Here is a 16,673-nt window from a genome sequence, read left to right on the forward strand (position 1 = left end):
TCGCACACCTGGAGACCGTCGCTCGCCCATGCGTTGCCTGATGTTCGTTTGCCTGCTGATCTGCAGCCTGCCCTCATTTGCCCTTGATCGCTCGCGGGTCGAGGGTTACCTGTTGCCCAACGGGCTGCAGGTGATCCTGAAGTCCGGCTATGAGCGCGACCATGTGGCGATCCGCCTGGTGGTGGGCGTTGGCCTGGATGACTTCGACTGCGACCAGAAGGAGTTGCCGCACCTGCTCGAACACCTGCTGTTCACCGGCATCGACGAGACCGGTGAAGGCGGCCTGGAAGAACGCCTGCAGAGCCTGGGGGGCGAGTGGAACGCCTTCACCAGCAGCGCCGACACCACCTTCGTCATCGAGGCGCCGGCACGTAACCAACGCAAGATACTCGACCTGTTACTGGCCATCGTCCGCGACACGCGCATCGACGCCAAGGCCCTGGCCACGGCCAAGCGCATCATCGAGCGCGAGGATGGCGGCCACTATGGCCACCTGCAGCGCTGGCTCGACCGCCAGGACATCGGGCACCCGGCCAGCGATCAACTGGCCACCGAGCTGGGCCTGAAATGCCCTGAACGCTCCAACGTCGCGGACATGACCCTGGAGCAGGTGAAAACCCTGCGTGATCACTGGTACGCCGCCAACAACATGACCCTGATCGTGGTAGGCGGCCTGGATCGCCTGTTGCCGGCCTATCTGGAGCGCACCTTCGGCGAATTGCCTGCCACCGAGCCAGAAGAGCGGCGAACCCTCGAAAGTATCAGCCAGCAGGCCGAACAGCGCCGCGACCTGACCCGTGGCCTGCTGGGCGACAGCGTCAAGTTGCACTGGCTGTTCATCGAGCCGGTCCTGGACAGTGACCATCAGCAGACCCTTGACCTGCTGTCGCGCTACCTCGACTGGGCCGTATACGACCAGCTGCGCCTGCGCAACGGCCTGTCGTATGGGCCATCGGTACAACGCGAAAGCTTTGGCGACAGCGGCATGCTCAGCCTCAATGCCGACCTTGAGCGCGATGATATCGACCAAGCCGTGAAGGTGATGCAGCAGCTGTTCGATCATTTGCGCAAGGACGGCCTCGACCCGGATACCTTCGCCCGCATCAAGGATGCCGCCGTGGCCAAGGAAAGCTGGAGCACCCAGGGCAACAGTGCGCTGGCCGATTATTACTGGGGGGCCCTGAACGACTACACCCACGGCCGCTTTGCCGACCCGGCGCGCAAGTTGCGCCAGGTGACGCTGGAAGAGGCCAACGCGGCCCTGAAGGAATTGCTCAAGGATCAGGGTTACCTTCGCATCGAAAAGCCGTTCCTGGGGTATGACGAGCTTTATGGCCTGGTTGCCTTGTTGCTGGGGCTGATACTGGCGCTGGGGCTGCTGCGCTGGCGACGGCACAAACCGGAACGACCGAGTGGTGCTACACGGCAGCAGTGAATCGGCGGTATCCTTTTGCCAGTACCGGTCCTTTCGCGGGGCAAGCCCGCTCCTACAGGGGGACGTGATTTCCTGTAGGAGCGGGCTTGCCCCGCGAAGAGGCTGGCACAGCCACTTCATATTCTTGTTGCAGAACCATGCCCCCAATACCCCACTTCGTCCAGCGCGTCATCGAGCTGCTCAAACGCTACCCCGGCGTCATCGCGCTCGGAGGTTTCCTCTCCGGCATCGGCAGCTTCATCCTGGTCGATCGCCAGGCCAGCCTGGCCAGCTGGATCGCTATCATCATGCTGGTCAGCTGGGTCTGGCTGATGCTGGAAAACACCCTGACCGGCCTGTTCGCGCGCACCTTCAAGCGCGAGATCCCACAGCCGCTGCTGCGCTACGCGACGCAGATGATCCACCAGGAAAGCCTGTTCTTCGTCTTGCCGTTCTTCTTCATCACCACCACCTGGAACAGCGGTCAGCTGGTGTTCACCGGCCTGCTTGGCGCCGCCGGCCTCATCTCGATCATCGACCCGCTGTACTACAAATGGCTGGCGCCACGGCGCTGGCTGTTCCTTGCGATGCACACCCTGACGCTGTTCGCCGCGCTGCTCACCGCGCTGCCAATCATCCTGCACCTGACCACCGCACAGAGCTTCAAGCTGGCGTTGATTGCCGCCATGGTGCTGTCGTTCCCGAGCCTGCTCAGCAGCTTCCCGGTCACCACCTGGCGCCGCGGCGTGGCACTGGTGCTGGTGACCCTGGCGGTAGGCGGTAGTGGCTGGTTGCTGCGTTCGTGGGTGCCGCCGGCAACGCTGTGGATGACAGACGTGGCGGTGAGCACCGAAGTACTCAATCGTCAGCCCGGCGAATCGCTGGAGGAGATTGCAGCCAGCCGCATTCGCAGCAATGGCCTGTACGCCTATACCGCGATCAATGCACCGCGGGGCCTGGACGAGCGCATCTACCATGTGTGGCAGAAAGACGGCCAGGAGGTCGATCGCATTGCCTTGGACATCCACGGCGGGCGCAAGGAAGGCTACCGTGCCTGGACCCACAAGCAGAACTTCCCGCCCAACCCGGTGGGCAAGTGGCAAGTTCGGGTGCTGACCGAAGACGGCCAGGTGATCGGTGTACTGCGCTTCAAGGTGGTGGACGACGCGCCCGCGCCGTGACCGCGGCGAAGGACAGCACATATTCAACAAACCGCTCCATGCCCGCTGCGCTATGATCAGCCTCTAGCCCAGCCGGATGCATGGAGCCTATGACCACCCCCAGCGCCACTCTGGACACCAGCTGCCAGCCGGCCTGCCTGCGGATTGCCGGTGACTGGACCCTGGCCCACTACGCCAGCCTCAGGCGCGACAGCGAACGCCTGCGCACGCAGTACGGCGCCGATACCGCCGTCGACCTCAGCCAGCTGGGCCGCCTGGACACCGCCGGTGCCTCGCTGCTGGCCGAGCTGCTAGGCTCCGAGCGCCTCTCGCACTGCACTCACGGCCTGCCTGAAGCCAGCCGCGCCCTGCTCAAGAATGTCTACTGCTCGGTGCAGGACTACTGCATCCCGATCAAGGAGCCCGAGCGCAACGTGCTGCTGGTGCTGCTGGAGCGCATCGGTTGCGCGGTCGGCACGCTGTGGCAGGACACCATGCAGTTGCTCGGCTTCCTCGGCCTGATCATCGAGACCCTGCTACGCCGCCTGCTGCAGCCACACCGCTGGCGCGTCACCCCGGTGATCGCGCACATCGAGCAGACCGGGCTGGACGCCGCCCCCATCATCGCCTTGCTGACCTTCCTGGTGGGCGCCGTGGTGGCCTTCCTCGGTGCCACGGTGCTGGCCAATTTTGGTGCAACGGTGTTCACCGTCGACCTGGTGGCCTTCTCGTTCCTGCGCGAATTCGCCGTGCTGCTGACCGCAATCCTCATGGCCGGGCGCACTGCCAGTGCCTTCACCGCACAGATCGGCTCGATGAAGGCCAATGAAGAGATCGACGCCATCCGCACCCTGGGCCTCAACCCGATCGAACTGCTGGTGGTGCCGCGGGTACTGGCGCTGCTGATCTCGCTGCCGTTGCTGACCTTCGTCGCGATGATCTGCGGCATCGTCGGGGGTGCGGTAGTCTGCGCCCTGTCACTGGGCATCTCGCCGGCCATGTTCCTGTCACTGCTGCAAAGCGACATCGGCGTGCAGCACTTCCTGGTCGGCCTGGCCAAGGCACCGGTCTTCGCCTTCCTGATCGCGGCCATCGGCTGCCTCGAAGGCTTCAAGGTCAGCGGCAGCGCCGAATCGGTCGGTGCCCACACCACCTCCAGCGTGGTGCAATCGATTTTCGTGGTCATCGTGCTGGATGCGGTGGCGGCTCTGTTCTGCATGGAGATGGGCTGGTGAGTGGCCGGGAAGCGGTAATCGAGGCGCGGGGCATCTGCAATCGCTTCGGCAGCCAGGTGGTGCACCAGGACCTCGACCTGGACTTGTACCGCGGCGAAATCCTCGCGGTGGTCGGTGGATCGGGGAGCGGCAAGTCGGTGCTGCTGCGCAGCATCATCGGCCTGCGACGCCCCAACGAAGGGCAGGTCAAGGTATTCGGCGAAGACCTGGCCGGGATGCGCGAGGAACAACGTTCGCTGGTCGAGCGCCGCTTTGGCGTACTGTTCCAGAAAGGCGCACTGTTCTCGTCGTTGACCGTCACTGAAAACGTCGCCCTGCCGCTGATCGAGCATGCCGGCCTGTCGCGCGCCGATGCCGAGCATTTGGCCGGGGTCAAGCTGGCCTTGGCCGGCCTGCCCATCTCCGCCGCCGACAAGTACCCAGCCTCGCTCTCCGGCGGCATGATCAAGCGCGCAGCCCTGGCCCGCGCCCTGGCACTGGACCCGGACATCCTGTTCCTCGACGAACCCACCGCCGGCCTCGACCCGATCGGCGCCGCCGCCTTCGACCAATTGATCCTGACCCTGCGCGACGCCCTGGGCCTGAGCGTGTTCCTGATCACCCACGATCTCGACACTCTCTACACCATCACCGATCGCGTCGCCGTGTTGTCACAGAAGAAAGTACTGGTCGCAGGCCCCCTGGCCGAGGTCGAGCAGACCAACGACTCCTGGATCCACGAATATTTTCACGGCCCACGCGGGCGCGCAGCCGAACACGCCGCCGCCAGCGCCGGGCAGGAGCGCTGAACAATGGAAACCCGAGCTCATCACGTCCTGATTGGCCTGGTCACCGTTCTGGTGGTGGCCGGCGCCATGCTGTTCGGCCTGTGGCTGACCAAGTCCAGCGTCGACGACGCCTTCAAGGATTACGAAGTGATCTTTAACGAAGCGGTCTCGGGCCTGTCCCGCGGCAGCCCGGTGCAATACAACGGCATCAAGGTCGGCGATGTCACCAGCCTGCGCCTGGACCCGAAGGACCCACGCCGGGTGCTCGCCCGTGTGCGCCTGAGCGGTGATACCCCGGTCAAGGAAGATACCCAGGCCAAGCTGACCCTGGCCGGGGTCACCGGCAACTCGTTCATCCAGCTCACCGGCGGCACTCCGCACAGCCCGGAGCTCAAGGGCAAGGATGGCAAGCTGCCAGTGATCGTCGCCTCGCCGTCGCCGATCTCCCGCCTGCTCAACGACAGCAGCGACCTGGTGACCAACATCAACCTGTTGCTGCACAACGCCACGCAGATGTTCTCGGACAGCAACATCGAGCACCTGAGCAACACCCTGGCCAACCTCGACCAGACCACAAGCGCATTCGCCAACCAGAACGGCGGTGTCAGCGAGGCGATCGCCCAGCTGGCCCAGGTCGGCAAGCAGGCCAACGCCACCCTGGCCGAAACCCAGGCACTGATGCGCAACGCCAACGGCCTGCTCGGCACCCAGGGCAAACAGGCCATTGGCAGCGCCGAGCAGGCCATGCAGTCGCTGGCCGAAAGCGCCGCGACCCTCAACAGCCTGCTGCAGGACAACCGCCAGTCCATCGACGACGGCGCCCAGGGGCTCAACCAGCTGACCCCGGCCATCCGCGAGCTGCGCGAAACCCTCAACTCGCTGAAGGGCATTTCCCGGCGCCTGGAGGCCGACCCGAGCGGCTACCTGCTTGGCCGTGATAACAACAAGGAGTTCCAGCCATGACCCCATCGCTGCGCCTGTTGGCCCTGGCAGCCACCCTGAGCCTGGCCAGCGCTTGCTCGATCCTGCCGCAGAGCGAACCGGTGGATACCTACCGCCTGCCAGTCAACCAGGCCAGCCATGCTGCCAGCCCGGTGGACTGGTCGCTGCGCCTGAACAAGCCGCTGGCCAGCGAAGTGCTGGCCGGGCCACGAATCGCCGTGATTCCTCAAGGCGATGTGATCAGCAGCTACAAGGGCGCCCGCTGGAGCGACCCGGTGCCGTTGCTGGTGCGCAACCGCCTGCTCGATGGTTTCCAGCGTGACGGCCGGGTGCAGCGGCTGAGTGCTGACGACAGCAACCTGCAGGCCGACTACGAACTGAGCGGCGAGCTGCAGGCGTTCCAGAGCGAATACCAACCGGGGGGCAAGGTGGAAGTGGTGATCCGCTACGACGTACGCCTGGTGCAAGGCCGCAGCCAACGCATCCTAAGCAGCAAGCGCTTCGAAGTGCGCCAGCCACTGGCAGATACTCAGGTGTCAGCCGTGGTCGCCGGCTTTGGCGCGGCCAGCGATCAGCTGGCCGGGCAGGTGGTGAACTGGACCGTGGCGCAGAGCGCGCTGGCTCAGGCAAAGAACCAGTAGCAGACGCAGATGGCGGCGATTACACCGGACAGCTCGGCCAGCAAGGCACAGCCGACGGCATGGCGCACCCGCTGGATGCCGACTGCGCCGAAATACACCGCCACCACGTAGAAGGTGGTTTCGGTGCTGCCCTGAATGGTCGCGGCCACCAAGGCCGGGAAGCTGTCGACGCCGTGAGTCTGCATGGTCTCGATCAGCATGGCCCGCGCCGCACTGCCCGAGAACGGCTTGACCAGCGCGGTGGGCAGGCCCTCGACGAAGCGGGTATCCAGGCCCATCCAGTTGACCGCGTGGCGGATGCCGTCCAGGGCCAGTTCGAGTGCGCCCGAAGCGCGCAGCACGCCCACCGCCACCAGCATTGCCACCAGGTAGGGCAGCAGGCTCTTGGCCACATCGAAACCTTCCTTGGCACCTTCAACGAAGGTTTCGTACACCTGCACCCGCTTCAGCGCGCCGATCACCAGGAACAGGATGATCACCCCGAACAACGTCAGGTTGCCGAGGATCGACGACAGGCTGGCCAGCGCTGCGGCCGACAAGGTGCCCAGGAACGCCATGAAGCCGCCCAGCAGCAGCGCACCGGGGATCAGGTAGGCGAGTACCACCGGGTCCCACAGGCGCAGGCGCTGCATCACCGCCACCGATAGCAGGCCGACCAGGGTCGAGGCACTGGTCGCCAGCAGGATCGGCAAGAACACCAGGGTAGGGTCGGTGGCACCTTGCTGGGCGCGGTACATGAAGATGGTCACCGGCAACAGCGTCAGCGACGAGGCGTTGAGCACCAGGAACAGGATCTGCGCGTTGCTGGCCGTGGTGCTGCTGGGGTTGAGTTCCTGCAGCGCGCGCATGGCCTTGAGGCCGATCGGCGTGGCGGCGTTGTCCAGGCCCAGGCCATTGGCGGCGAAGTTCATGGTGATCAGGCCCAGGGCCGGGTGGCCGGGTGGTACTTCCGGCATCAGGCGGGCGAACAGCGGCCCGAGCACCTTGGCCAGCCATTCGACGATGCCGGCCTTTTCGGCGATCTTGAGAAAGCCCAGCCACAGGGTCAGGGTGCCGAACAGCAGGACCATGACCTCCACCGACAGCTTGGCCATGGCGAAGATACTCTCGACCATCGCGGCGAAGATGCCGGCATTGCCACCGACCAGCCATTGGGCCAGGGCGGAGACAGCCGCCACCAGGAAAAAGCCGAGCCAAAGGCCGTTGAGCATCCGCGTGTTCCCCCTGAAAAATGCCCGAATGATAGCGTATCGCGGCGCCTGGCTGCAGACCCCTGGCCTGACGACGGACCTTGTGGGAGCGGGCTTGTCCCGCGAAGCAGGCAACGCGATGTATGGCACCGGCTTCGCCGGTGTTCGCGGGACAAGCCCGCTCCCACAGAGATCGCGAACCGGCCAGCAGACCGGACAAATCCACAGACAACAAAAAGCCCCGACAGGTCGGGGCTTTCTGGTTCAGCCGTTCAGGCTCAGCGCTTGGCGGCTTCGCCAACCAAGGCAGCTTCCTGCTTGTCTGCCATCAGCGAGGCGTAGTACTTCTCGCCCTTGGCCGCGTCGTACATGCCTTCCCAACGTGCAATCACCAGGGCCGCCAGGGCGTTGCCGATCACGTTCAGGGCGGTACGCGCCATGTCCATGATGCGGTCGACACCGGCGATGAAGGCCAGGCCTTCCAGCGGAATGCCCACACTGCCCAAAGTCGCCAGCAGCACCACGAAGGACACGCCCGGTACACCTGCGATGCCTTTGGAGGTGACCATCAGGGTCAGCACCAGCAGCAGCTGCTGGCTCCAGGACAGGTCGATGCCGTACAGCTGGGCGATGAAGATGGCCGCGATGCTCTGGTACAAGGTCGAACCGTCGAGGTTGAACGAGTAGCCGGTCGGCACCACGAACGAGCAGATCGACTTCGGCGCACCGTACTTCTCCATCTTCTCGATCACGCGCGGCAGCACGGTCTCGGAGCTGGAGGTGGAGTAGGCGAGGATCAGCTCATCTTTCATGATGCGCATGATCTTGATCACCGAGAAGCCGAACAGGCGCGCCACCAGGCCCAGCACCATGAAGGCGAAGAAGGCGATGGCGAAGTACACCAGCAGCACCAGCTTGGCCAGCGGCAGCAGCGAGCTGAAGCCGAAGTTGGCAACGGTCACGGCGATCAGGGCGAACACGCCGATCGGGGCGTAGTTCATGATCATGTGGGTGACCTTGAACATGGTTTCCGACACGGCCTGGAAGGTACGCACCAGCGGCTCGCGCAAGTCGGCCTGCAGGCTCGACAGTCCGAGGCCGAACATCACCGAGAAGAAGATGATCGGCAGCATTTCGCCACGCATCAGCGCTGCGAAGATGTTCGACGGAATCAGGTTGAGCAGGGTCTCGATGAACGCGTGTTCATGCTGCACTTCGGCTGCGGTGGCCTGGTACTTGGAGATGTCGACGGTACCCAGGGTGCTCATGTCGATACCGGCGCCCGGGTGGAACAGGTTGGCCAACACCAGGCCGACAACGATGGCGATGGTAGTCACCACCTCGAAGTAGAGGATGGTCTTCAGGCCGATGCTGCCCAGTTTCTTCGCATCGCCAACCCCGGCGATACCCACGATCAGCGACGAAATCACGATCGGGACGACGATCATCTTGATCAGGCGAATGAAGATGTCACCGGCGGGCTGGAGGACGTTGCTGATCCACCAGGCCTTTTCCGCGCTGAAGTGGTTCAGCAGCGCGCCGACTGCAACGCCCAGGAGCAGACCGATGACGATCTGCCAGGCGAGGCTCAGTTTTGCCTTCTTCATGTCTTTACCCTTTGTTCTAGTGGTCACGGGTACCGACCGGAAAAGCGCGTAACAGAGCCGTTGGCAACGTCACGGGGAGCTTTTGGCTTCCGTCCGGGGACCTCGTGTAAGGACACCGCGAGCGAGCGACAGGGCGCTCGGGCCAGCGAAAAAGGCGGCAACTATTGCGATGGGGAAGGCTGAAATCTAATGCCGGAAACGCATACCCCATGCCGATACGGCATAGGCATTCTGGTCAAAATACGCCACACGTAAGTCATTGATTTATAACGTTCGGAAATCCGAACAAGGCCAAACCGCCATATTTCGGCAGTTTTGACGGTATGTAGGCGGGGTTGAAAACGGCTTGTTCGACAATCCGAATGGCCGAAATGTCACTTGTTCAGCACGCGCATTGGCCGAAAAAAATTTGATGTACGGTCAAGACAAAATGTGTCTTGAAGGTCAGAACCTGAAAGGAATCAGCAAAAGGAGGGATGGCGCCTCGGAAGCCAGGCCCGGTTGCGGTGTTTGTCAGACACTCCCGACCTGAAGCTTCCGATTCTGCCTTTTCCTGACCCGGCCCAATGCTGGAGGTACTCCCTGTACCCCTAGGCCACTCCGATCCTGCAACAATCAGAACAGCCCGGCCCCTTGGTCATGCGCTGCCCCTCCTCGGGGCGGCGCATCATAGAAGCGAGAAAGATAAAAAGGTTCCGCTTCCATTACATGACAGCGCGCGACCGCTGGTCAGTACCAATTCAGGTCACGCTTGAGTTGCTCCTGCAACATCGCCTTCATGCCGTCGTCCGGCTTACCCAGCCAGCGGTACTGCGCGTGGCGGGTTGGCGATTTGTCACTCGGCAAGCCTTCGGGTACTTCCACCAACATCCCGTAGGCGTCGTCCTTGTCCCAGCTGAACGCCACGATCAGGCGCTTGTAGGTGCAGTTCTGCGGTGACTCGCACAGCGGGCCGACCAGATACTTGTCGCCGTCTTCGGTCACTGCTGACATCTGCTCCTGGCCGCTGCCGCTCAGGTTGATCACCCAGTCAGGCAAGCGTTCCTCGCCCTTGATCGTGTCTTGCCAGGTTTCCCGGTATTCGGGGTCCGAGCCGAGCAACTGCTCGACCCGGACCTGGCCATCGTTGGCCGCCAGCACCGCTGCACTACCGCCCGACATCAAGGCAGCAGCAGCCAGGGCTGCGTATAGCTTCCTGCTCATTTTCAACCTCGACCACGTCCAAAGAAGAAGGAGGCTACGAACAGGACCAGGAAGACAATGAACAGGATCTTCGCGATACCCGTAGCGGCGCCAGCGATACCACCGAAGCCGAGCACAGCGGCAACAATGGCGATGATGAGGAAAGTGACAGCCCAGCTAAGCATGATGCTTCTCCTTTCTTTTTTGAAATCGGTCCGGCCAGCGTCTCAGAACACCCAGCGCTGCTGGGGCGCGACGTTATCCACAGTGGCCGGAGAGGTATTGGCGGCAGGCCGCTGCCCGGCAGGTTCGGCGGCTTTTACCAGGGTGTTGGCGCGGCTTGCCTGAATCTGCGTCAGCAGCGCGGTTTGCGCTGCCACCTGATCGGCCAGGCGCGCGGTCTGCCAGCTGTAATAGAAGAGGCCAGCGGCCAAGGTCAGCAGCAACGCCATGCCAAGGATCAAGAACTGGCGCACAGGAAGTGCGGCATTCAGCGAGCTGTTGACGGATGGGCGGTTCATGCCGGCTTCTCCTGCTGTAATTTTTCTGTTCAAACCTGAACAAGTAATTGCAGCCTGCATGCCAGCCCGGCAATTAAAATAAAATACTTATAAATCAATCAGTTACATTCATGGCGCACTACCATTGAGGACGTATCCTGCACGATGCCCCAGCTGGCGTCGTGCGAATTGCACGATTCAGCCCTCGACCTTGGTTGCCACTTTGAGCAGATCGGCGTCGACACCCCGCACACCGATGATCTGCATCGCGATATCCACGGCGATGGTCTTCTGCTCGCTGCTGACCACCTCTCCGGTCAGCCGGACCATGCCTTGTTCGCTGGCCACCTTGATGTTCAGGCCGTCCAGATTGCGGCTGAAGCGGAAGCTGGTCTGAATCTTGTCAACCACCCAGCCGTCGCTCGGCTGCGCCCCACTCGTAGCGTCAACGGGGGTTTCCCTTGCCTTCGCCATGGCTGCGGTATCCATGCTGACGAGGTTGTTGACCAGGTGCACGCCGTCGGTGGTGCGCGCCACCACACCTGCCAGCTCCTTGGCCTCGGCACTGTCGACTTTTCCACGCAATGTCACTACGCCATTTTCGCTTTGCACCTCGATAGGTGATTTCTCCGTGGCCTTGCTCCACAACAATCGGGCGCGGATCACCGCCGCCAATGTCGCATCCTCCAACCGCTGGGCGTAGGCACGCAGCTCCAGCGGGCGCTCGACCAGTTCGGCGTTGACCCGCAACTGGTTGTCGACCTGCTCGATACCGCGTGTGGCCAGGGCCAGCTGCTCGGCCAACTCGCGCTCGACGCCGTTCTCGACTTCACCGGAAAGGCGAGCCTGCTGGCCATCGACCTCGACCTTGATGCGGAACGGATTGAGCATCTGGTTGAGGGCCAGCGCGGTTTGCAGCGAGCCCTCCAGGCGGGCGTCCTGAACAGGGTCGGCTGACGCAGCTGTGCAAACGGACAGCAGGGTGGCCGACAACACGGCCATTCGGATGGTAAGGGACACGGGTGTACCTCCTTTTAGTTGGCAAAAGCAGAAAATCGTCGCAACCAATGTGCCAGCGCGCAGCTCTAAGAAAATCATCGAGATATCCGGCATCACGGTCCCGTTTGGCCATTGGCTAGCATGCAAAGGACAGATTCCTTCACAATTGACCGTGCAACTTGCCCGATTTTTCCCACACTAATTGAAGAACTATCCGAAGGAGCGCAGGAAATGGAGTCAGCCCAGGACAACCAAGGCCGCATTCTGCTGGTGGATGACGAGTCCGCGATCCTGCGCACCTTCCGCTACTGCCTTGAAGACGAAGGCTACAGCGTGGCCACGGCCAACAGTGCTGCGCAGGCGGACGCATTGCTGCAGCGCCAGGTGTTCGACCTGTGCTTCCTCGACCTGCGCCTGGGCGAGGACAATGGTCTCGATGTGCTGGCGCAGATGCGTATTCAGGCCCCCTGGATGCGCGTGGTGATCGTCACCGCGCATTCGGCGATCGACACCGCCGTCGATGCCATCCAGGCCGGCGCCGCCGATTACCTGGTCAAACCCTGCAGCCCCGACCAGCTGCGCCTGGCCACCGCCAAGCAGCTGGAAGTCCGTCAACTGTCGGCGCGCCTGGAGGCCCTTGAAGGCGAAGTGCGCAAACCCAAGGACGGACTCGACTCACACAGCCCGGCGATGATGGCCGTGCTGGAAACCGCCCGCCAGGTGGCCAGTACCGATGCCAACATCCTCATTCTCGGTGAGTCGGGTACCGGCAAGGGCGAGCTGGCCCGTGCCATCCACGGCTGGAGCAAGCGGGCACGCAAAGCCTGCGTGACCATCAACTGCCCATCGCTGAACGCCGAGCTGATGGAGAGTGAATTGTTCGGCCATACCCGCGGGGCATTTACCGGTGCCAGCGAAAGCACTCTGGGTCGCGTCAACCAGGCGGACGGCGGCACGCTGTTCCTCGATGAAATCGGCGATTTCCCCCTGACCTTGCAGCCCAAGCTGCTGCGATTCATCCAGGACAAGGAGTACGAGCGGGTAGGCGACCCGGTCACCCGCCGCGCCGACGTGCGCATTCTCGCCGCGACCAACCTCAACCTTGATGACATGGTGCGCGAGAACCGCTTCCGCGAAGACCTGCTGTACCGCCTCAACGTCATTACCCTGCACCTGCCGCCGCTGCGCGAGCGCAGCGAGGACATCCTGACCCTGGCCGACCGCTTCCTGGCCCGCTTCGTCAAGGAATACTCCCGCCCGGCCCGTGGCTTCAGCGACGAGGCGCGCAGCGCGCTGCTCAACTACCGCTGGCCGGGCAACATCCGCGAACTGCGCAACGTGATCGAGCGCGCCAGCATCATCTGCCCGCAGGAGCGTGTGGAAATCAGCCACCTGGGAATGGGCGAACAACCGGCAGGCAGCGCGCCCAAGGTAGGCGCAGCCATGAGCCTGGACGAGCTGGAACGCGCGCACATCGGCGCCGTGCTGGCCACCAGCGACACCCTCGATCAAGCTGCCAAGACCCTCGGCATCGACGCCTCCACGCTCTACCGCAAGCGCAAGCAGTACAACCTGTGAGGCTGCCAATGAAGCTGCGCACGCGGCTGTTCCTCAGTATCTCGGCCCTGGTGACCGTGGCCCTGCTGGGCTTGTTGCTGGGGTTGGTGAGCGTGCTGCAGATGGCCACGGTGCAGCAACAGTCAGTGCGCGAAACCACCAACGCGCTGGAAGTGGGCCTGAAGCTTCGGCAGAACCTCGGCGAACAACTGACCCTGCTACTGGACGAAGACACCACTCAGGACAACCTGCGCCCCCTGCAGGACAATTTTCAGGAGCTACTCAACCAGGGGCTGGCGCAAGGGGGTGAACGCACCGGCTTCAGTAAGGCCAGCAGCAACTACCAGGCCTTCATCCAGGCTTATCGCGACAGCCCGACGCCGGCCCGCAGCATGGGCATGGAACAACCACTGGGCGCGGCATTCAACCAAGTGCGTACCGACCTGATCGATTCGCACAAGCAAGCCCTCGACTTCATGACCCGCAGCGAAGAGCACACTCGTGACCGCGCCTTGCTGGTCAGTGGGGTACTCGGCCTGATGGGCCTGGTGGTGCTGGTGCTCGGATTCATCACCGCGCACAACATCGCCCGCCGCTTCGGCCAGCCGATCGAAGCGCTGGCCAAGGCCGCCGACCAGCTCGGCCAGGGTGATTTCGAAATCACCTTGCCGGTCACCCAGGCCATCGAGCTGAACCAGCTGACCCGCCGCTTCGGGCTGATGGCCGATGCCCTGCGCAAGCACCAGGCAACCAATGTCGATGAACTGCTGGCGGGCCAGCAGCGGCTGCAGGCTGTGCTCGACAGCATCGACGATGGTTTGCTGATCATCGACCGCCAAGGGCATCTCGAGCACCTCAACCCGGTCGCCCAGCGGCAGCTGGGCTGGAGCGACAGCCGGGTCGGCAGTGGCCTGGCCGAGGCCCTGCAGCGCCCGGAGCTGGAGCAACAGTTGCGCCAGGTACTGCGCGGCGGCAGCCTGGATCGGCCACCGGAAGACCTGAGCATTGAGGTTGATGAAGAATCTCGCCTGCTGACCTATAGCCTGACCCCCGTCAGTCATCCGCAAGGGCCGATTCTGGGCGCGGTGATGGTCTTGCACGATGTCACCGAGCAACGCGCCTTCGAACGTGTGCGCAGTGAGTTCGTGTTGCGTGCGTCCCATGAATTGCGCACACCGGTGACAGGCATGCACATGGCATTCGGCCTGCTACGCGAGCGCTTGAAGTTCCCGCCCGAGGCTCGCGAAAGCGATCTGCTGGAGACCATCGGCGAAGAAATGCAGCGCCTGACCCAACTGATCAACGACCTGCTCAACTTCTCGCGCTACCAGAGCGGCCTGCAGAAGCTCGAGCTTGCCCCATGCGCCATCGATGAACTGCTCGACAGGGCGCAGGCACGCTTCAGCGAACAGGCCGCCAACAAGCGGATCGAGCTGATCAAGGCCCTGGAGCCGCCGCTGCCGCGTATCCAGGCCGACGTCGCGCAACTCGACCGGGTGTTGGACAACCTTCTGCACAACGCCATCCGCCATACCGCCAGTGGCGGGCGTATCCGCCTGCATGCGCGGCGGCACGCGGAGCGGGTAATCATCAGTGTCGAGGACAATGGTGAAGGCATTGCCTACGGGCAGCAGGGGCGGATCTTCGAGCCGTTCGTACAGGTGGGGCGCAAGAAAGGAGGCGCCGGGTTGGGGCTGGCACTGTGCAAGGAGATCGTACAGTTGCATGGCGGGCGCATGGGCGTGTTTTCCCGGCCAGGGCAGGGCACACAGTTCTACATGGCCCTGCCAGCCTGACTTTACCCGCGCTCACGGCTCATCATCGATCCGCGCCCTCCGTGGTTGCCGGCCACGGGTTACCAGCTCGGCGAACTGCCGGGCATTGAGCGGATGGGCAAACAGCCAGCCCTGCCCATAATTCACGCCCTCGCTGTTGAGCAGCACCGCCTGCGCCTCGCACTCGATGCCTTCGGCAATCACTCGCAGGTGCAGGTCATGGGCCATGCGAATGATGTGCGGCGCTACCCCGCTGCTGGCGGCGTCGTGCCCCAGGGCGTCGATGAACGCCTTGTCGATCTTCAGGCAGTCCACCGGCAAGGTCTGCAGGTAGGCGAGGCTGCAATAGCCCGTGCCGAAATCGTCGATCAGCACCTGGTGCCCGACCGCACGCAGGGCTTGCAGGTTATCCCGCGCCACCACCACATCGATCAGACCGCGTTCGGTGACTTCAAAGGCAATCTGGCTGGCCGCGACGCGATGAAGCGCCAGCAGCCGCGCTGCCACCCGGCCAATGCGCGGCACCATCACGTCGCAGGCAGCCAGGTTCACCGAGATATAAAGATTGCGATGTGAGCGCAGCAGCTGGCCCAGCTGCTCAAGCACACGTTGCAGCACGAAATCGGTGATCTGGCGGATCTGCCCGGTGTTTTCCGCCAGTGGAATGAACAGATCCGGGCTGGTCAGTGAACCGTCCGGGCGCCGCCAGCGCACCAGGGCCTCGGCACCGACACAGCGACGGCTGTCGAGCTCGATGATCGGCTGATACAGCACCTGCAGCTCGCCCCGACGCAGGGCATTCTGCAGTTCGGAACTCATCGAACGCCGCTGCAGGATCAGCTGCAGCACCAGCCAGCCGATACAGCAGGCCGCCAGCACGCTGCCCGGGAACAGCAGCCAGAGCATACCGTTCATGCGTAAAGGCAGGCTGGCCCGCGGTGCGATCAGCACCAGTTGGTAGTCCGGCGACTTGGTCGGCATGCGATAGACCAACCGATCGCGCAGCTCGAACAAGGCCTTCTGGCTGGGTGGTGGCCAGCCACTAGTCGGCGGCCAAGCCTGGGGGGGGCCCAGCACAGGGATTGCACGAGTGCCGTTATCCAGCACTACCAGCAAGCTGCCGCCCGGTGGCAGGTCGACCACATCGGTCAGGTGCCCGCGTGAGGTGGAAACCAGGAAGTTACCCCGCGCCAGCATCAATGCAGCGAGGTTTTCGTTCGGCTCAGTAGTGGTATTGAGCCAGTAGCTATAGGTCGGGCCTTGAATATCCGGCGCGCGCGTTGGCACGAAAGCCCTGGCCCCACCACGGTTGGAGCAGGCGACATTGGCATCCACATAGGCTGCTTCATAGATGAAGCGCGAACCCAGGCCGACTTGCTGCAACACCGAGATCATCGCCGGGCTGCAGCCACGCAGCGACTGCGCCTGCAGTTCGTCGACACCCTCGCGCAGCTGGCCGAACACCTGCTCCAGGCGGTCGAGAAAGCGCTCACCCTGGGCGTTCATCTGCGCGCTCTCGCTTTCCTTCATCTGCTGCAGCGCAATACCGATGCTGGCGGTCAGCAATACTGCGGCGCTGGCCAACGCTGCCAGGGAGGCCAGCATCCAGGGGCGGTAAAAAAATTGGCGCAATGCAGAAATCAGGGCAGACATGGGCAGCATCCAGTTGATTAACAAGGTATAGCAACTGGAATGAGAATCGGC

The 16,673-nt window shown here is 63.2% G+C and carries 15 protein-coding genes; 8 read left to right on the forward strand and 7 right to left on the reverse strand.

The window, feature by feature from the left end:
• Nucleotides 1-28: 28 nt before the first annotated feature.
• The 6 genes from C2H86_RS11335 to C2H86_RS11360 all read left to right on the forward strand — a co-directional run bounded on the left by C2H86_RS11335 (nucleotide 29) and on the right by C2H86_RS11360 (nucleotide 6,159).
• Entirely contained in the window at nucleotides 29-1,435 is a 1,407-nt protein-coding gene (locus C2H86_RS11335; RefSeq protein WP_159412617.1) for a M16 family metallopeptidase, read from the forward strand.
• A 137-nt stretch (nucleotides 1,436-1,572) separates the two neighbouring features.
• Nucleotides 1,573-2,595 (forward strand): DUF5924 family protein, encoded by a 1,023-nt coding sequence (locus C2H86_RS11340; RefSeq protein WP_103448307.1) that lies wholly within the window; start codon nucleotides 1,573-1,575, stop codon nucleotides 2,593-2,595.
• Between the two features lie 80 nt (nucleotides 2,596-2,675).
• Entirely contained in the window at nucleotides 2,676-3,809 is a 1,134-nt protein-coding gene (locus tag C2H86_RS11345) for an ABC transporter permease (protein WP_159412618.1), read from the forward strand.
• Nucleotides 3,806-4,597, forward strand: coding sequence for an ABC transporter ATP-binding protein (locus tag C2H86_RS11350; protein WP_159412619.1), 792 nt, complete (start codon nucleotides 3,806-3,808; stop codon nucleotides 4,595-4,597). The genes C2H86_RS11345 and C2H86_RS11350 overlap by 4 nt, the downstream gene beginning before the upstream one ends.
• A 3-nt stretch (nucleotides 4,598-4,600) precedes the next feature.
• Nucleotides 4,601-5,539 carry an MlaD family protein gene (locus C2H86_RS11355; RefSeq protein WP_159412620.1) on the forward strand — a complete coding sequence of 313 codons (939 nt, stop codon included), beginning with the start codon at nucleotides 4,601-4,603 and terminating at the stop codon, nucleotides 5,537-5,539.
• Entirely contained in the window at nucleotides 5,536-6,159 is a 624-nt protein-coding gene (locus C2H86_RS11360; protein ID WP_159412621.1) for an ABC-type transport auxiliary lipoprotein family protein, read from the forward strand. Before C2H86_RS11355 ends, C2H86_RS11360 begins: the two co-directional genes overlap by 4 nt.
• On the opposite strand, the gene C2H86_RS11365 is transcribed toward C2H86_RS11360, so the two are convergent.
• From C2H86_RS11365 to C2H86_RS11390, 6 genes are all read right to left on the reverse strand, one after another.
• Nucleotides 6,141-7,370, reverse strand: a complete 1,230-nt coding sequence (locus C2H86_RS11365; RefSeq protein ID WP_110639527.1) for a nucleoside recognition domain-containing protein — start codon at nucleotides 7,368-7,370, stop codon at nucleotides 6,141-6,143. The two genes, C2H86_RS11360 and C2H86_RS11365, sit on opposite strands and share 19 nt — an antisense overlap.
• 257 nt (nucleotides 7,371-7,627) lie before the next feature.
• Nucleotides 7,628-8,956 carry a glutamate/aspartate:proton symporter GltP gene (gene gltP / locus C2H86_RS11370; RefSeq protein WP_159412622.1) on the reverse strand — a complete coding sequence of 443 codons (1,329 nt, stop codon included), beginning with the start codon at nucleotides 8,954-8,956 and terminating at the stop codon, nucleotides 7,628-7,630.
• Nucleotides 8,957-9,685: 729 nt separating this feature from the next.
• Nucleotides 9,686-10,159, reverse strand: a complete 474-nt coding sequence (locus C2H86_RS11375; RefSeq protein ID WP_159412623.1) for an inhibitor of vertebrate lysozyme family protein — start codon at nucleotides 10,157-10,159, stop codon at nucleotides 9,686-9,688.
• A 2-nt stretch (nucleotides 10,160-10,161) separates the two neighbouring features.
• The gene (locus C2H86_RS11380; protein ID WP_103448315.1) at nucleotides 10,162-10,323 is read right to left on the reverse strand and encodes a DUF1328 domain-containing protein; all 162 of its coding nucleotides are present in this window, start codon (nucleotides 10,321-10,323) and stop codon (nucleotides 10,162-10,164) included.
• Nucleotides 10,324-10,365: 42 nt separating this feature from the next.
• Entirely contained in the window at nucleotides 10,366-10,659 is a 294-nt protein-coding gene (locus C2H86_RS11385) for a hypothetical protein (RefSeq protein WP_159412624.1), read from the reverse strand.
• A 177-nt stretch (nucleotides 10,660-10,836) separates the two neighbouring features.
• Nucleotides 10,837-11,658 carry a BON domain-containing protein gene (locus C2H86_RS11390; protein WP_159412625.1) on the reverse strand — a complete coding sequence of 274 codons (822 nt, stop codon included), beginning with the start codon at nucleotides 11,656-11,658 and terminating at the stop codon, nucleotides 10,837-10,839.
• A 210-nt stretch (nucleotides 11,659-11,868) separates the two neighbouring features.
• Between C2H86_RS11390 and algB the strand changes: the two genes are divergently transcribed.
• The gene (gene algB, locus C2H86_RS11395) at nucleotides 11,869-13,215 is read left to right on the forward strand and encodes a sigma-54-dependent response regulator transcription factor AlgB (protein ID WP_159412626.1); all 1,347 of its coding nucleotides are present in this window, start codon (nucleotides 11,869-11,871) and stop codon (nucleotides 13,213-13,215) included.
• Between the two features lie 8 nt (nucleotides 13,216-13,223).
• On the forward strand, nucleotides 13,224-14,990 hold the full coding sequence (locus C2H86_RS11400; protein WP_159412627.1) for a KinB sensor domain-containing domain: 1,767 nt from the start codon (nucleotides 13,224-13,226) through the stop codon (nucleotides 14,988-14,990).
• Nucleotides 14,991-15,002: 12 nt separating this feature from the next.
• Here C2H86_RS11400 and C2H86_RS11405 read toward each other — a convergent pair whose 3' ends face one another.
• Nucleotides 15,003-16,622, reverse strand: coding sequence for an EAL domain-containing protein (locus C2H86_RS11405; RefSeq protein ID WP_159412628.1), 1,620 nt, complete (start codon nucleotides 16,620-16,622; stop codon nucleotides 15,003-15,005).
• Between the last annotated feature and the right edge of the window lie 51 nt (nucleotides 16,623-16,673).

This window comes from Pseudomonas putida (assembly GCF_009883635.2).
Taxonomy (GTDB): domain Bacteria; phylum Pseudomonadota; class Gammaproteobacteria; order Pseudomonadales; family Pseudomonadaceae; genus Aquipseudomonas; species Aquipseudomonas putida_W.

Coding starts and splice junctions, on each gene's coding strand:
- C2H86_RS11355 (WP_159412620.1), top strand. CDS start 4,601: ATGGAAACCCGAGCTCATCACGTCCTGATTGGCCTGGTCACCGTTCTG.
- C2H86_RS11365 (WP_110639527.1), bottom strand. CDS start 7,370: ATGCTCAACGGCCTTTGGCTCGGCTTTTTCCTGGTGGCGGCTGTCTCC.
- gltP (WP_159412622.1), bottom strand. CDS start 8,956: ATGAAGAAGGCAAAACTGAGCCTCGCCTGGCAGATCGTCATCGGTCTG.
- C2H86_RS11360 (WP_159412621.1), top strand. CDS start 5,536: ATGACCCCATCGCTGCGCCTGTTGGCCCTGGCAGCCACCCTGAGCCTG.
- C2H86_RS11375 (WP_159412623.1), bottom strand. CDS start 10,159: ATGAGCAGGAAGCTATACGCAGCCCTGGCTGCTGCTGCCTTGATGTCG.
- C2H86_RS11335 (WP_159412617.1), top strand. CDS start 29: ATGCGTTGCCTGATGTTCGTTTGCCTGCTGATCTGCAGCCTGCCCTCA.
- C2H86_RS11340 (WP_103448307.1), top strand. CDS start 1,573: ATGCCCCCAATACCCCACTTCGTCCAGCGCGTCATCGAGCTGCTCAAA.
- C2H86_RS11400 (WP_159412627.1), top strand. CDS start 13,224: ATGAAGCTGCGCACGCGGCTGTTCCTCAGTATCTCGGCCCTGGTGACC.
- algB (WP_159412626.1), top strand. CDS start 11,869: ATGGAGTCAGCCCAGGACAACCAAGGCCGCATTCTGCTGGTGGATGAC.
- C2H86_RS11345 (WP_159412618.1), top strand. CDS start 2,676: ATGGAGCCTATGACCACCCCCAGCGCCACTCTGGACACCAGCTGCCAG.
- C2H86_RS11405 (WP_159412628.1), bottom strand. CDS start 16,622: ATGTCTGCCCTGATTTCTGCATTGCGCCAATTTTTTTACCGCCCCTGG.
- C2H86_RS11385 (WP_159412624.1), bottom strand. CDS start 10,659: ATGAACCGCCCATCCGTCAACAGCTCGCTGAATGCCGCACTTCCTGTG.
- C2H86_RS11380 (WP_103448315.1), bottom strand. CDS start 10,323: ATGCTTAGCTGGGCTGTCACTTTCCTCATCATCGCCATTGTTGCCGCT.